11 protein-coding genes are annotated in these 14,445 nt (G+C 75.0%); all 11 read left to right on the top strand.

Annotation, left to right across the window (positions count from 1 at the left end):
• Nucleotide 1 precedes the first annotated feature (1 nt).
• The 11 genes from ABZ497_RS19155 to ABZ497_RS19205 all read left to right on the top strand — a co-directional run bounded on the left by ABZ497_RS19155 (nucleotide 2) and on the right by ABZ497_RS19205 (nucleotide 14,372).
• Nucleotides 2-2,107: a glycosyltransferase gene (locus ABZ497_RS19155; protein WP_359806643.1), complete on the top strand. Its 2,106-nt coding sequence runs from the start codon at nucleotides 2-4 to the stop codon at nucleotides 2,105-2,107.
• Nucleotides 2,100-3,200 carry a sugar phosphate nucleotidyltransferase gene (locus tag ABZ497_RS19160; RefSeq protein ID WP_359806645.1) on the top strand — a complete coding sequence of 367 codons (1,101 nt, stop codon included), beginning with the start codon at nucleotides 2,100-2,102 and terminating at the stop codon, nucleotides 3,198-3,200. Before ABZ497_RS19155 ends, ABZ497_RS19160 begins: the two co-directional genes overlap by 8 nt.
• On the top strand, nucleotides 3,193-4,221 hold the full coding sequence (locus ABZ497_RS19165) for an ROK family protein (protein WP_359806648.1): 1,029 nt from the start codon (nucleotides 3,193-3,195) through the stop codon (nucleotides 4,219-4,221). The genes ABZ497_RS19160 and ABZ497_RS19165 overlap by 8 nt, the downstream gene beginning before the upstream one ends.
• A complete protein-coding gene (locus tag ABZ497_RS19170) occupies nucleotides 4,218-5,105 on the top strand; it encodes a sugar nucleotide-binding protein (protein ID WP_359806651.1) in 888 nt (295 codons plus the stop codon). Before ABZ497_RS19165 ends, ABZ497_RS19170 begins: the two co-directional genes overlap by 4 nt.
• On the top strand, nucleotides 5,102-5,644 hold the full coding sequence (locus ABZ497_RS19175; RefSeq protein ID WP_359806654.1) for an NUDIX hydrolase: 543 nt from the start codon (nucleotides 5,102-5,104) through the stop codon (nucleotides 5,642-5,644). The genes ABZ497_RS19170 and ABZ497_RS19175 overlap by 4 nt, the downstream gene beginning before the upstream one ends.
• Before the next feature lie 38 nt (nucleotides 5,645-5,682).
• A complete protein-coding gene (locus ABZ497_RS19180) occupies nucleotides 5,683-7,842 on the top strand; it encodes a glycogen/starch synthase (protein WP_359806657.1) in 2,160 nt (719 codons plus the stop codon).
• Nucleotides 7,843-7,845: 3 nt separating this feature from the next.
• A complete protein-coding gene (locus ABZ497_RS19185; protein WP_359806660.1) occupies nucleotides 7,846-8,754 on the top strand; it encodes a Cof-type HAD-IIB family hydrolase in 909 nt (302 codons plus the stop codon).
• Nucleotides 8,738-10,837 (top strand): 4-alpha-glucanotransferase, encoded by a 2,100-nt coding sequence (malQ, locus tag ABZ497_RS19190; protein WP_359806662.1) that lies wholly within the window; start codon nucleotides 8,738-8,740, stop codon nucleotides 10,835-10,837. Before ABZ497_RS19185 ends, malQ begins: the two co-directional genes overlap by 17 nt.
• A 186-nt stretch (nucleotides 10,838-11,023) precedes the next feature.
• On the top strand, nucleotides 11,024-11,950 hold the full coding sequence (locus ABZ497_RS19195; protein WP_359806665.1) for an adenosine kinase: 927 nt from the start codon (nucleotides 11,024-11,026) through the stop codon (nucleotides 11,948-11,950).
• A complete protein-coding gene (locus ABZ497_RS19200) occupies nucleotides 11,947-13,440 on the top strand; it encodes a GMC family oxidoreductase (protein WP_359806667.1) in 1,494 nt (497 codons plus the stop codon). The genes ABZ497_RS19195 and ABZ497_RS19200 overlap by 4 nt, the downstream gene beginning before the upstream one ends.
• Complete coding sequence (locus tag ABZ497_RS19205) at nucleotides 13,437-14,372, top strand: aldo/keto reductase (protein WP_359806669.1); 936 nt, start codon at nucleotides 13,437-13,439, stop codon at nucleotides 14,370-14,372. The genes ABZ497_RS19200 and ABZ497_RS19205 overlap by 4 nt, the downstream gene beginning before the upstream one ends.
• Nucleotides 14,373-14,445 lie beyond the last annotated feature (73 nt).

Raw genomic sequence — 14,445 nt, forward strand, 5'->3', positions numbered from 1 at the left:
CGTGCACATCATCGAGACCTACTTCGAGTGCGGCGGCTTCGACCACCGCCTCATCCAGGGCGGCACCTCCGTCTACCTCTGGAACCTCTCCAAGGCGCTGGCCGACCGCGGCCACCGCGTCTCCATCGTCACCCCGGCCCACGGTCGGCTGGACGACCTGCGGCGCCTCCACGACCTGGAGACCCTGGACTACCGGGACGAGTACGAGCTGCCCCTCGTCCTCGACCCGCAGACCTGGGGCGAGCGCTTCCCCGCCGAGGTGCGGATCCCGCTGACCACCACCGCGCACCTGCTGCGCCTGGACGGCGTCGACCTCTACTTCCTCTCCAACCGGCTGCTCGACGAACTGCCCGACCGGTTCTACCCGCCCTACCAGAGCAAGGGCCACGACCTGGTCTTCTTCAAACCGCTCGCCTACCAGGTGGACAGCATCCGCTTCGTGCGCGAGCGGTTCGCCGAGGAGAAGGCCGTCCTGCACGCCCACGAGCCGTACTACCACTACCTGATGCCCGCGGCGTTCCGCCACGACCCGGACAAGCTGGTGGTGGGCACCGTGCAGAGCAACATGCCGATCACCAAGAAGGTCTACCGCCCCAAGGTGGAACGGCTGCTGGAGTTCCTCGGCGCCGGGGTCGAGCTGCCCGCCGAGGACGCCGGACACCCGCTCACCGAGCACGAGCAGGTGATGAGCGGCTACCAGCAACTCACGCACCTGCACTACGAGTACGGCCCGGGGCACGTCCGGGTGTACGACCTGGTGGCCGACCACGCCGACCTGGTCGACTTCCTCTCACCCGGCCACCTGGACTTCTACACCGACTTCGCCGACACCCCCTTCGAACAGCTCTTCACCCGGCTGCCGATCCACGACACGGTGCGCCGCAACGCCCACAAGAGCTTCGTCGGCGGCTGCGCCGTCGGCGACACCTGGACCACCGGCGAGCCGCCCGCCGTCGACCGGGCCGCCGTGCTGGGCGGGCTCGGGCTCGACCCCGCCCGGCCGACCTTCTTCCACAACGCGCGCTACGCGGTGAACCACAAGGGGCAGGTCGAACTGTTCCGCGCCGTCGACCGGGTCCTGAACGAGGGCCTGGACGCCAACTTCGTGCTGCGCTGCATCAGCGACTCCGGGATCGACGACCCCTACGTCCACGACGTGGTGCGACGCCACGAGGGCCGCGTGCACCTGGAGTGGCAGCGCGTCGACGAGCGGCGGATCGTCGAGTACGCGGCGTCCTCGGACTTCTGCCTCTTCCCGTCCAAGTTCGAGATGGACACCTTCCTGATCGCCCAGGGCGAGGCGATGGCCGCGGGCGCGGTGCCGATCGCCACCGCCCAGCGCGGCATGGCGCACTTCGGACACGTCGCCGACCCGCTGGCCGGCCCCGAGGCCGAGCGGGCCACCGGCTTCGCCGTCAACCGCTCGTTCGCCGAGGACGACCCCCTGCTCGCCGACGCCCTCGCCCGGCGCATCCACCAGGCCGCGGCACTGCTGCGCGAGCGGCCGGAGGAGTACCGCCGGCTGCGCGCCAACGCGGTCGCCAACGCCCGGCGGTTCACCTGGAGTCACGCCGCCGACCTGCACGTGGCGGCCTTCACCCCGCTCTGGGAGGGACGCTCGCCGGAGCTGGGCCTGGACCGCGTGCTCCGGCACGGCTGGTTCGACCTGCTGCCGGACGAGGCGTACGAGAGCGACCGGGCCGCCGTGGCCGAGGCCGCCGCCCGGCTCGGCGACGCCGAGGCCCACCGGCGCTGCCACCAACCGGACCCGGCGACCGACCGCGCCCTGTTCGAAGCGGCCTGGGCCCGCGCCGACTTCGTCCGCTGCGAGCCGACCGCGGACCGCGACCCGGCGCTGCGCGCCAGGCTGGACGGGCGCTGCACCGTCGAGGACGGCTCGGTCGTCTACCGGCTGCCGCACGCCGAGCGGGTCGAACTGGTCCGGCTCGCCCCGCCGGGACCGGGCCGCCGACAGGTGATCGTGCACCAGCTCGACCGCAGCGGCGACGTGTTCACCTGCCCGCTGCCGGCCCCCGGCGAGGACCTGCACTTCCTGCTCACCCTCACCACCGGCCGCGCGACCTGGGACGTGATCCGACATGGCTGACTCCGTGCGCACCGTCCTGCTGGCCGGCGGCGAGGGCCGCCGGATGGGCCGGCTCGGCCACGGCCGGCTCAAGCCGCTGGTGCCCTTCGGCGGCGCCTGCCGCCTGATCGACTTCTCGCTCGCCAACGCCGCCGCCTCCGGCCTGGGCGAGGTGCTGCTGCTCTCCCAGTACGAGGAGAAGCAGCTGATGGACGACCTGCACCGGACGTGGTGGCGCCCCGGCTTCCGGGTGCACTTCGGCCCCTACGACCGGGCCTACCGCGACGGCGGGGCGAGCGCGCTCGTCCGCCCCGACGGGCCGCCGGAGCGGGGCACCGCGGACGCCCTGATCCGCAAGGCCCGCTACGTCTTCGGCCCCGGCACCAGCGAGGTGCTGGTGCTGCACGCGGACCACGTCTACCGCTTCGACTACCGCCCGCTGATCGAGCGGCACCGCCGCACCGGCGCCGCGCTCACCGTGGCCTACCAGCGGATCGAACGCCGCTTCGTCCACCTCTTCGGAATGGTCGAGTTCGACGCCGCCGGGCGGCTGACCGGCTTCGTGGAGAAGCCCGCCGAGCCGACCAGCGACCTGGTGTTCGCCGCCTTCTGCGTCTTCGACGCGACGGTGCTGCACCGCTACCTGGAGCACCTCGACGGCACCGACTGGCAGCACGACATCAGCCGCGACGTCATCCCCGCCATGCTCGCCGGGGGCGAGCGGATCCTCGGTCACGAAGTCCCCGGGCACTGGGAGGACATCGGCACCGTCGAGCGCTACCACCGGGCCCACCTGGCCATGGTGGGGGACGGCCCGACCCTGCCCCTCGACCGGCTGCCGCTCACGGTCCGGCCCGCGACGGCGCGCGGCCTGGTCGTCCGCGCCCCGGGCGTCGAGCGCAGCGTGGTGCCCGCCGACCTGGCCAACCACGGCCGGATCGAGCACAGCGTCGCCTTCCCGGGCGTGCGGATCGGCGCCGGGGCGGTGGTGCGCCGCAGCGTCCTGCTGCCCGGCGCGAGCGTGCCCGCGGGAGCCGAGATCGACTCGGCGGTCGTCCTGGAGGACGGCTACGTGCAGCCCATGGAGTACGCCCGCGGAGGGGCCCGTGTCTGAGTCCGCCTTCACCGTCGCCGACCTCGGCGGAACCACCCTGCGGATCGCCCGCTACGACACCGCCACCGACGCGCTCACCGACATCCGCCGCACCCCCACCGAGGGCATGGACCGGCACCCCGGCGCGCCGGTGCCCGAACTGCAGGACCGGATCGTCGCGCAACTGTCCGAACTGGCCGGCCGGGCCGTGCGGCGCCACCGCAGCAGCGCCCTGGCGCTCGCCTTCGCGGGCCCCGTCACGGCCGACGGCCGCGTGATGACCGCACCCACCGTCTGGGGCGGCCGCGGCGAACCGCTGCCGCTGCGCCTGCTGCTGGAGGAGCGGCTCGGCCTCCCGGTCGTCGTCGTCAACGACCTGACGGCCGCCGTCTGGCGGTACGTCGCCACCGAGGGCCGGCAGCCGTTCTGCCTGATCACGGTGAGCTCCGGGATCGGCAGCAAGGTCTACCGCGCCGGAGAGGTGCTGCTCGACCCCGAGGGGCACGGCGGCGAGCTCGGCCACTGGACGAGCGACCCGTCCCCGCGGGCACCGCGCTGCGACTGCGGCGGACGCGGCCACCTCGGCGCCATCGCCTCGGGCCGCGGCATGCAGGCCGCCGCCCGCCGCGCGGCCCTCGCCGACCCGGCCGGCTACGCCGGCTCCCGGCTCGCGCAGGACGCGCCCGACCCCGCGCGGCTCGACAACCGCGCCCTGGTCGCCGCCGTCCGCGCCGGCGACGCGTTCGCCACCGCCGTGCTGCGGGGCGGCCTCGCCCACCTCGCCTCCGCGATCACCTCCGTCTTCGCCTCGATCGGCGTACGGCGCTACGTCCTGATGGGCGGCTTCGCCCTGGCCGTCGGCCCGCGCTTCGTCGAACTGCTCACCGAGGAGCTCCGACGGCTCGGCTGCTTCGGCCTGAGCGCCGAGGAGATCGGCCGGATGGTCGTCCTCGGCGAGCCGGACGACGACCACGGGCTGATCGGCGCCGGCCGGCTGCTCACCGCCCGCGGCACCGCCCGGCAGGCGGTGGCCGCCCGGTGACCCGCACCCTGATCGTCGGCAGCGGCTTCGTCGGACGCGCCGTCGCCACCCGGCTGGCCGCCTCCGGCGACCGCCCCGTGCTGGCCTCCCGGCACCCGCTCACCGCCCCGCCCGCCCCCTGGGTGGCGCTCGACGCGGCCGACGCCCGGTCCTGCGCCCGGGTGGTGGAGCAGGTCCGCCCCGACCGGCTGGTGCTCGTGCACGGCCCCTCCGACGTGACCTGGTGCGAGGCCAACCCCGAACGCGCCGCCGACCTGCACACGGCCGCGGCGGCCAACCTCACGGCCGCCGCACCCGGCTGCCGGACGGTGCTGATCTCCACCGACAACGTCTTCGACGGCAGCTCGCCGGCCAATGACGAGAACGCGCCCACCACCCCCGCGAACGCCTACGGCCGGGCCAAGCTGCGGGCCGAGCGGATCGTCGGACGCACACCCGGCGCCACCGTGCTGCGGGTCAGCCTGATCTACGGCTGGGAGCCGGCCGACGCGGGGAAGTGGCTCAACTTCTTCTCGGCCTGCGCCCACAGCCTGCGCCGGGGCGAGCCGGTGGAGGCCCCGGACGACCAGTGGACGACACCCGTCCTGGTCGAGGACGTCGCCGCCGTCACCGCCGCCGCGCTGGCCGGCGCGGCGCCCCCGCTGCTGCACCTGGGCGGCCCCGACCGGATCTCCCGGGCGGCCTGGGCCGAGGCCGTCGCCGACGGCCTCGGCGTGCCCCGCTCGCTGGTCCGCAAGGTGCCCAAGGCCGCCGGCCGCTACGCCAGCCGCCCCACCAACACCTGCCTGACCAGCGACCGGCTGGCCGGCTTCCTGGCCGCCCACGGCCTGCGGGTGCGCGGAGTCGCCGAGGGCACCCGAGCCCTGCTGGAGGACAACCCGTGATCCGCACCGTCCGCTCCCGCGAGGTCTACCGCAATCCGTGGATGACCGTCCGCGAGGACGACATCGAACGGGCCGACGGCAGCGCCGGCCGGTACGGGGTGGTCGACAAACCCGACTACGCCCTGGTCGTCCCCCGCCAGGACGGCCGGGTGCACCTGGTGGAGCAGTACCGCTACCCGGCCGGCGGCCGGTACTGGGAGTTCCCGCAGGGCTCCTGGCCCGAGGGCCACCGCGGCGAGGCCCCGCTCGACCTGGCCCGCGCCGAACTGCGCGAGGAGACCGGCCTGCGGGCCGCCCGGATGACCTACCTGGGCCGGCTGCACGTCGCCTACGGCTACTCCAGCCAGGGCTGCCACGTCTTCCTGGCGGAACAGCTGACGGCGGGGGAGCCGGAGCGGGAGGCCTCCGAGGCGGACATGGTCCAGCGCTGGGCCGATCCGGAGGAATGGCGCGCCCTCGTCCGGTCCGGACGGATCACCGACGCCGCCACCCTGGCCGCGCACACCCTGCTCACGCTGCACGCCCCCGGCGAGGCCTGAGACAGCACGACCGACGCGACGACAGAGAGGACCCGGCGGTGCACATCGTCAAATTCGCCTTCGAGAGCGTGGGCTTCGACATCCGCCTCATGCGTGGCGGCCTCGCCTCACTGGTGTGGAACCTGGCCCGCGAGTTCGCCGACCAGGGTCACCGCGTCTCCGTGATCACCCCGGCGCACGGCTGCCTCGAACACCTCAGGGCCCACTACGAGCTGGAGGAACTGGACCACGTCGACCGGCACACCGTGCCGCTGGTACTCGACCGCGCCGTCTGGCCCGGCCACCCCGCCGAGCTCGAACTCCGGCTCACCACCCGCGCCCACCGGCTCCGGCACGAGGGCGTCGACATCTACTTCCTGTCCGACGAGTACCTCGACCTGCTGCCCGAGCGGATCTACCCGGCCCGCACGAGCGAGGGCCACGACCTGGCCTTCTTCAAGCCGCTCGTCTTCCAGGTCTCCGGCCTGCGCTTCCTGCGCGCCCACCTCGACCTGGGCGCGGAGCCCGCGGTGGTGCAGGCCTACGAGCCCTACTACCACTACCTGCTGCCGCCGGTGCTGCGCACCGACCCGCGCTTCCTGGTGGTCAGCACCCTGGCCAGCAACATGCCGATCAACCAGCAGGTCCACCGGCCGCAGCTGGAGCGGCTGCTGGAACTGTTCGACACCGACGCCGACCTGGACGCGCTCGCCGACCCGCCGGCCACCGGCCGGCTCGCCGCGGCGATGACCTCCCAACTGCCCAGCACCCACCTGGCCGACCGCCCCACCGCCGACGGCATCGGCTACTACGCGCTCGTCGCCGCCAACTGCGACCTGCTGGACTTCCTCACCCCCGGTCAGCTGGACTTCTACTCCACCTTCCGGGACACGCCCTTCGAACGCGCCTTCCAGGACCTGACCGTCGCGCGGATCGTCCGGGAGTCGGCGGCCCGCCAGTTCGTCGGCGGCTGCGCCGTGCCCGACGGCTGGCTGGCCCGCGACCCGGCCGGGGCCGACCGCGCGCGACTGCTCACCGCCCGCGGGCTGGACCCGGCCCTGCCGACCTTCTACCACGTGGCCCGTTTCTCCGTGCACCACAAGGGGCAGGTCGAACTGTTCCGGGCGATCGACGCCGTGCTCGCCGTCGACCCGGACATCAACTTCGTCGTCCGCTGCGCCGTCGCGGCCGGCGGGGACGGCGTGGTCAGCCCGGTCGGCGACCCCTTCTTCGAGGAGGTCGCGAACCGTCACCCCGGGCGGGTCCGGCTGGACTGGTCCATGGCCGGTGAGGACGTGCTCCACCGGGAGGCCGTGGCGGCCGACTTCTGCCTCTTCCCGTCCAAGTTCGAGCTGGACTCCTTCCTGATCGCCCAGGGACAGCTGATGGCCTGCGGCGCGGTGCCGATCGGCACCGCACAGGAGGTCACCACCCACTACCGGCACCAGCTGCCGCGCGAACACCCGGACGCCACCGGCTTCGCCGTCCCCCGCTCGTTCACCGAGGACGACCCGCTGCTCGCCGCCGCCCTGACGGACCGGATCCTGGAGGCCGCCCGGATCCACCGCGAGGACCCGGCCGAGTACCGCCGCCTCTCCGACAACTCCCGTGCGCTCGCCCGCCGATTCACCTGGCGCAAGGCCGCCACCACCCGGCTGGCGACCTTCGCGGCCGCCGCCGCCGGAGTCCTGCCCGGACTGACGCCGGAGCGGGCCGCCGGGTACGGCTGGTTCGAGAGCCTGGCCGACACCGACTGGGTCACCCACCGGCGCGAGATCGCCGAATCGGCGCTCGACCGCGGTGACCTGGCGAACTACCGCAGATGTGTGCCGGCGGTGGACCGGACCGCGCTGGAGCAGCTGTTCGCCGCCGCGTACGCCAGGGCCGACTTCGCCCGCTGCGCCGAACTCGCCGTCCTCCTGGACGACCCGGGCCGAACCGCCCTCGTGGACGGGCGCTGCCTGGTCGAGCCGGTCGGCGACGGCCTGCGGATCGACTACCGCCTGCCGCACGCCGAGAGCGTGCTGCTCGTACTGCCGACCGGCGAGCACCGGCTGGCCGGGGCCGAGGGGCACTTCACCACCGTGCTGCGGGAGCGGCCGCAGGGGCCGCTGGTCCTCCTGCTGCGGCTGCGCGACGGCCGCTCCGCCTGGGACGAGTGCCCGCTGGAAACCCCCCGGCGGGTCACGCCGGTCGGCGCCGGACTGGAGAGGGACTGACCCATGACCGCACCCACCTGCCGCCGTCCGCCGCCCTTCGGGGTGGTCGCCACCGACCTGGACGGGACGCTACTGCGCGGCGACCTCAGCCTCTCCGCCCGGACGCGGGCCGCGCTCGCGCGGGCCGAGGCGTCCGGCGCCCTCCACCTGGTGGTCACCGGCCGGGCAGCGGCCGGCTGCCGGACCCTGCTGGAACGACTCGACTACCGGGGACTGGCGGTCTGCGGCCAGGGCGCCCAGCTCTACGACGTCGGCGCCGACCGGCTGCTGTCCTCGCAGGGCCTGCACGGTCCGACCGTGCGACCCCTGGTCGCGCGCATCGCCGAGCAGGCGGGGCCGCTGCGACTCGCGGTGGTGACCGCCGGCCTGACCGGGGACTTCCTGGTCACACCGGGGTTCGAGAGCCGCCTGCGGCACGGCTGGCGGCTGGCCGAGAGCCCGGACGACCTCTGGGCGCGGCCCGTGGACAAGGTGCTGATCCGGCACGACCACCTGGGCGACGACGAGCTCGCCGCGCTGGCCCGACGGGTCTGCGCGGACGAGGTCGCCGTCACCCACTCCGGCGAGGGGCTGGTGGAGCTGCTCCCCGCCGGAGTCAGCAAGGCGAGCGGACTGGCCGCCGCGGCCGCCCTGCTCGGCTTCACCCCCGCCGACACCATCGCGTTCGGCGACATGCCCAACGACATCCCGATGATCGAGTGGGCCGGATACGGAGTCGCCATGGGCAACGCCCACGCCGAACTCCGGCGCCGCGCGGACGAAACGGCCCCCAGCAACGAGGAGGACGGGGTCGCGGTGGTGCTCGAACGGTTCTTCCCGCCCGACGCCGGTCGATCCGCCGCCGACCGGCCCGCCGCCGCCCCATCCACCACCCACCGACGGGAGAGTCCGACCGATGTCGCCCACGCGTGAGCTGTCCGAACTGGCCGAACTGCACGGCGTCTCCACCCACTGGACCACCGACGTCGGCCGACGGATCGAGACCTCCCCGGACACGCTGCGGGCCGTGCTGGCCGCCCTGGGCGTCGACGCCGCCACCGGCGGCTCCGTCCGGGCGGCCCTCTCCGAGCGCCGGCGCGCCCTCGCCGAACGCCTGCTCCCGCCCAGCGTCGTGCTCCGCTCCGGACGCCCGCGCGCCGACCTGCGGACACCGCCCCGCACCGACCTGCTGGTCGAGACGGAGGACGGCCGGACCAGGCCCGTCCGCGACCTCGGCACGGACCTCGCCGAACTCCCGGTCGGCCGCCACACCCTCCACGCCGAGCGGGCCGGCCGGCGGGAGGCCGCCCCGCTGCTGGTCGCGCCCACCCGGCTGGCCGGTCCCGCCGGGCGCGGCTGGGGATTCCTGGCCCAGCTCTACTCGGTGCTCTCCGCGCGCTCCTGGGGCATGGGCGACCTCGGCGACCTGGCCGACCTGGGCCGCTGGGCCGGCGCCCTCGGCGCCGACTTCGTCCAGCTCAACCCGCTCCACGCGTACGTGCCCGGCCCGCTGCCCGACCCGTCCCCGTACCGGCCCAGCAGCCGGCGCTACCCCGACCCGATGAACCTGCGCATCGAGGCGGTACCCGAGTACGCGGCCCTGTCACCCGCCGACCGGGCCGCCGTCGAGGAGCTGGCCGCGAGCGGGGGCCGGCTGCGCGAGGCCGTCCTCACCGGCGCACTGATCGACCGGGCGGCCGTCCGCGACCTCAAGTTCCGCGCCCTGGAACTCCTCCACCGGGTACCGCTCGACGCGGCCCGGCAGGCCGCCTACCGGCGGTACACCGACACGGAGGGTCCGGGGCTGACCGACTTCGCGACCTGGTGCGCCCTCGCCGAGGTGCACGGCACCCGGTGGCGGTCATGGCCCGCCGGGCTGCGCAGCCCCGACGGGCCCGACGTCGCCGGCGCCCGGCGCGAGCTGGCCGGCCGGATCGAGTTCCACCGCAGGGTCGCCTGGCTGGTCGACGAACAGCTCGGCGAGGCGCAGCGGGCCGCGACCGGGGCGGGCATGGCCATCGGGCTGATGCACGACCTGGCGGTCGGCGTCGATCCCGAGGGCGCGGACGCCTGGAGCCTGCGGCGCTACCTCGCCGAGGGCATGACGGTCGGCTGCCCGGCCGACGACTTCAACCCGCACGGCCAGGACTGGGGCCTGCCGCCCTGGCGGCCCGACACGCTCGCCGAGGCCGGGTACGCGCCGTTCGCCGAGGTGCTGCGCGGCACGCTGCACCGCTCCGGCGCACTCCGGCTGGACCACATCATGGGGCTGTTCCGGCTCTGGTGGGTACCCGCCGGGGCGCGGGCCGCCGAGGGCGCCTACGTCCGGTACGACCACGAGGCGATGCTGGGTGTACTCGCCCTGGAGGCGCACCGGGCCGGCAGCATGGTGATCGGCGAGGACCTGGGCACCGTCGAGCGCGGAGTCCGCGAGGAGCTGACGGACCGGGGGATCCTCGGTACGTCCGTGCTGCGCTTCGAGTACCTCGGGGGCTCGGAACAGCGCTCCGGTCCGCTCCCGCCCGAGGAGTGGCGCGACGGCTGCCTGGCCACCCTCACCACCCACGACCTGCCCAGCACCGCCGCCTGGCTGGACGGTGACCACGTCGGCCTGCACGAGAAGCTCGGCCTGCTCGCCGAACCGGTGGAGCAGGCCGCGGCCGCGGCGGCGGCCGAGAGCGCCGGCTGGCTCGCCGAGGCGGAGCGGGCCGGCGCACTCGGCGCACCCGACCCGCGGACCGGGGAGGTGCCGGGCCCGGAGGTGCCGAGCCGGGAGGTCCTCGGCCTGCACCGGTTCCTCGCGCTCACCCCGGCGAAGCTGCTGGGCGTCTGGCTGCCCGACACGGTGGGGGACCGCCGCCCGCAGAACCTGCCCGGCACGGTCGACGAGTACCCCAACTGGCGGCTGCCCATAGCCGATCCGGCCGGCCGGCCGCTCACCCTGGAGGAGCTGGCCGCCCTGCCGGGCCCCCGTGCCGTCGCCGAGGTCTACCGGGACCTGCCGGCCGCCCCGTGACGTCCGGGGCGGCCCCGCGTTCGACCGGGTGACGGCTCACGCCGGAGCCGTCCGCGGGACCCTGCCCGTCCGCCGCACCGCCCCGCCGCACCGCCCCGCCGACCCGCCCGCCGGGGGGAGCGGCCCACCACCGGGTGGGGGCCCACGGCCACCGCCACCCGGACCCTACGTCCGAGAGGAACACCCATGAGCACCGAGACAGACGTCCTCGTCCTGGGAGGCGCCGGTGTCGACACGATCGTGTACGTGCCCGAGCTGCCGCTCCCGTTCGCCGACAGCTACATGGTGCCCAGGATCGAGATGCGGGCAGGCCAGACCGGCGACTTCGTCGCCCTCGGCCTGAGCGCGCTGGGCCTGCGCACCCACCACCTCGACATGATCGGCGCCGACCACGCGGGCGACCTGATCCGGGCCCTGCACCGGGACCGGGGGATCCCGCTCACCGAGGTCCCGCTGCCGGGCGGCACCAAGCGCGCCGTCAACCTGGTCGGCCCCGACGGGCGGCGCCTGTCGCTCTACGACGACAGCCGCTCGCACGAGGCGGACCGGCTGCCCGAGGAGACCGTCCGGGCGCTGGCCGCGGTGAGCCGCCACGCGCACGTCTCGATCACCTATCCCTGCGCCTTCGCCCTGCCGCTGCTGCGCGAGGCCGGCCTGACCCTCTCCACCGACCTGCACAACTGGGACGGCACCAACCCCTACCACGAGCCGTTCGCCCACGAGGCCGACGTCGTGTTCGTGTCCACCACCGCCCTGGCGGACCCCGAGCGGACCATGCGGCAGATCGCCGAACGCGGCCGGGCCCGGGTGGTCGTCGCCACCGCCGGCGCCGAAGGCGCGTACCTGCTCGTCGACGGGGAGATCACCCACGTGCCGGTCGTCACCCCGCCCGCACCGGTGATCGACTCCAACGGCGCGGGCGACGCCTTCGCGTCGGGCTTCCTGCTCGGCTGGCTGTCCGGTGAGCCGGCGGCGCGCTGCGCCCGGTACGGCGCGATCGCCGGAGCCTTCGCCTGCACCGTGCCGGCGACCGGCACCGACTCCATCGGCCGGGACGCACTCCTCGCCCGCCTCGCCGAACTCGACGCCGCGGCAGCGGGAGCGGGCGCGTGACGGGCACACCGGCCGGCTACGACGTGATCGTCCTCGGCGGGGGAGTGGCCGGCTGCGTGCTGGCGGCCCGTCTGAGCGAGGACCCGGACCGCACCGTCTGCCTGGTCGAGGCCGGTCCCGACTTCGGCCCCGACCGGCAGGACTGGCCGGCGAAGGTGCTGAACGCCCGCGCCCTGCCGCGCGAGGAGGTGTGGGAGCGGCACGCCCCGGCGCACCGCATCCGCGCCCGCGTCCTCGGCGGCTCCTCCTGCATCAACGGCTGTTGGAACACCTGGGGATCCGAGGCCGACCACGCCGAGTGGGCCCGGACCGGCGGTCCGCGCTGGACGGCCGCGGCGCTGGAGCCGTACCGCCTCGCGGCGGTCGAACAGATGGGCCTGCGCCGGGTACCGGAGCGCGAGTTCTCACCGTGGAGCCGCGCCGCCCTGGCGGCGGCCGCGGAACTCGGCTTCCGGGAGGTGGACATGGGCACCCCGGGCGGGCCCGGTTACGGCACGCCCCTGCTCAACGCCTTCGACGGAGTGCGCCACAACGCCGCCTTCGCCTACCTGGACGCGGCACGCGCGAGGCCCAACCTGACCGTCCTCGCCGGAGCCGCCGTGGACCGGCTGGACATCGGGGACGGCCGGGTCCGCGGCGTCCGCGTCGACATCGGCGGCCGGCACGAGACCCTCGTCGCCGACGCCTACCTGCTGGCCTGCGGCACCTTCGGCTCGCCCGCGGTGCTGATGCGCAGCGGGGTCGGCCCGGCGGACCACCTGCGGACGGTCGGCATCCGCCCCGAGATCGACCTCCCCGGGGTCGGATCGAACCTCACCGACCAGCCCGGCGTCTTCGTGCCGCTGGCCCCGACCGACGAGCTGAACGCGGCGCTCGCCGCGAAGGAGGCCGACGGCGACCTGTACGTCAGCCGGATGCTGGTCCGGGCGGCCGGCGAACTCTGCCCGGACGACTCCTGGGACCTCCACATCCTGCCCGTCGCCGGCCCGCCGCTGTTCGGCAAGCTCCCGCCGGGCCGGTACGAGGCGGGCATCTCCGCCTTCGTCATGAAACCGACCTCGCGCGGCACCGTGCGGCTGGCGTCCGCCGACCCCGCCACGGCCCCCGAGATCGACCCCGGCTTCCTCACCGACGAAGGCGGCCACGACCTCGCCGTCCTGCGCTCGGGCCTGGAGATCGTCGAGCGGATGGCCGCGACGGCGGCCCTGAGGCCACTGGCCGGTCCGGTCCGGGGCCACCCCGCCCGGGACCTGTCCGACCAGGACCTGCGCGGTCGGCTCGGCACCTACTGGCACCCCGTCGGCACCTGCGCGATGGGAGCGCCGGACGACCCCCTGGCGGTGGTCGACGGCGAGGCCCGGGTACGCGGTGTGGCGAACCTGCGGATCGTCGACGCCTCCGTCCTGCCGACCGTCCCGGCGGCGAACACCCAGCTTCCGGTGCTCGCCGTCGCGGAGATGCTGGCGGACCTGATCGGGGGAGCGGCATGACCGGGGCCACCGCCGACCGCGTCCTGTACGGATGCATGGGCCTCGGCGGCAGCTGGGACGACAGCCCGTACACGGCGACGGACATCGACCACGCCGAGGCGGCGGTCGGCGCCGCGCTGGACGCCGGGATCACCGCCTTCGACCACGCCGACATCTACCGGTACGGCAAGTCCGAGGCGGTCTTCGGCGAGGTGCTCGCCCGCACCCCCGGCCTGCGGGAGCGCATCACCCTGCAGACCAAGTGCGGCATCAGGCTCCCCGAAGGCGGGCGGCCGGGCCACTACGACCTGCGGGGGCCGAGCATCCTCCGACGGGTGGAGGAGAGCCTGACCCGGCTGCGCACCGACAGCCTCGACGTGCTGCTGCTGCACCGGCCCGACCCGCTGGCCGGCCCGGAGGAGATCGCCGAGGCCCTCGGCTCGCTCCACCGGCAGGGCCTGGTACGGCGGTTCGGCGTGTCCAACATGAGCGCCGCGCAGATCGCCCGGCTCCAGTCGGTGCTCGACGTGCCCCTGGTCGTCAACCAGCTGGAGATGAGCCTGGACCACCGGGACTGGGTCGAGGCCGGCGTCCTGGTCAACACCTCCGCCGCCGCCTCGAACGGCTTCCCGCACGGGACGGTCGAGTACTGCGCCGCCCACGGGATCCGGCTCCAGGCCTGGGGCGCCCTGGCCCGGGGCCGCTTCACCGGCAGCGAGCCGACGCCGGCCGGTGAACTCGTCGGCAGGCTCGCCGAGCGCAGGGGGACGACGCCGGAGACGATCGTGCTGTGGTGGCTCCAGCGCCACCCGGCCGGCATCGCGCCGGTCATCGGCACCGCCCGCCCCGAACGCATCGCGGCCTGCCGCGACGCCGTGCTGCGCGAGCCGGAGCTCAGCCACGAGGAGTGGTACGAGCTGTGGATCGCCGCCCGCGGCGCCCCGCTGCCCTGATCCGGCGCCGGTCCGGTCCCGCGAGGACGGCGGGTGCGGTGCTCACACCTGCCGTCCTCTCCGCCGTGATGCG

The organism is Kitasatospora sp. NPDC005751, assembly GCF_040630835.1.
Classification (GTDB): Bacteria; Actinomycetota; Actinomycetes; order Streptomycetales; family Streptomycetaceae; genus Kitasatospora.

Bases quoted from the DNA above. Each gene is read 5' to 3' on its own strand.
- ABZ497_RS19160 (WP_359806645.1), top strand. From the start codon at position 2,100: ATGGCTGACTCCGTGCGCACCGTCCTGCTGGCCGGCGGCGAGGGCCGC.
- ABZ497_RS19185 (WP_359806660.1), top strand. From the start codon at position 7,846: ATGACCGCACCCACCTGCCGCCGTCCGCCGCCCTTCGGGGTGGTCGCC.
- malQ (WP_359806662.1), top strand. From the start codon at position 8,738: ATGTCGCCCACGCGTGAGCTGTCCGAACTGGCCGAACTGCACGGCGTC.
- ABZ497_RS19195 (WP_359806665.1), top strand. From the start codon at position 11,024: ATGAGCACCGAGACAGACGTCCTCGTCCTGGGAGGCGCCGGTGTCGAC.
- ABZ497_RS19205 (WP_359806669.1), top strand. From the start codon at position 13,437: ATGACCGGGGCCACCGCCGACCGCGTCCTGTACGGATGCATGGGCCTC.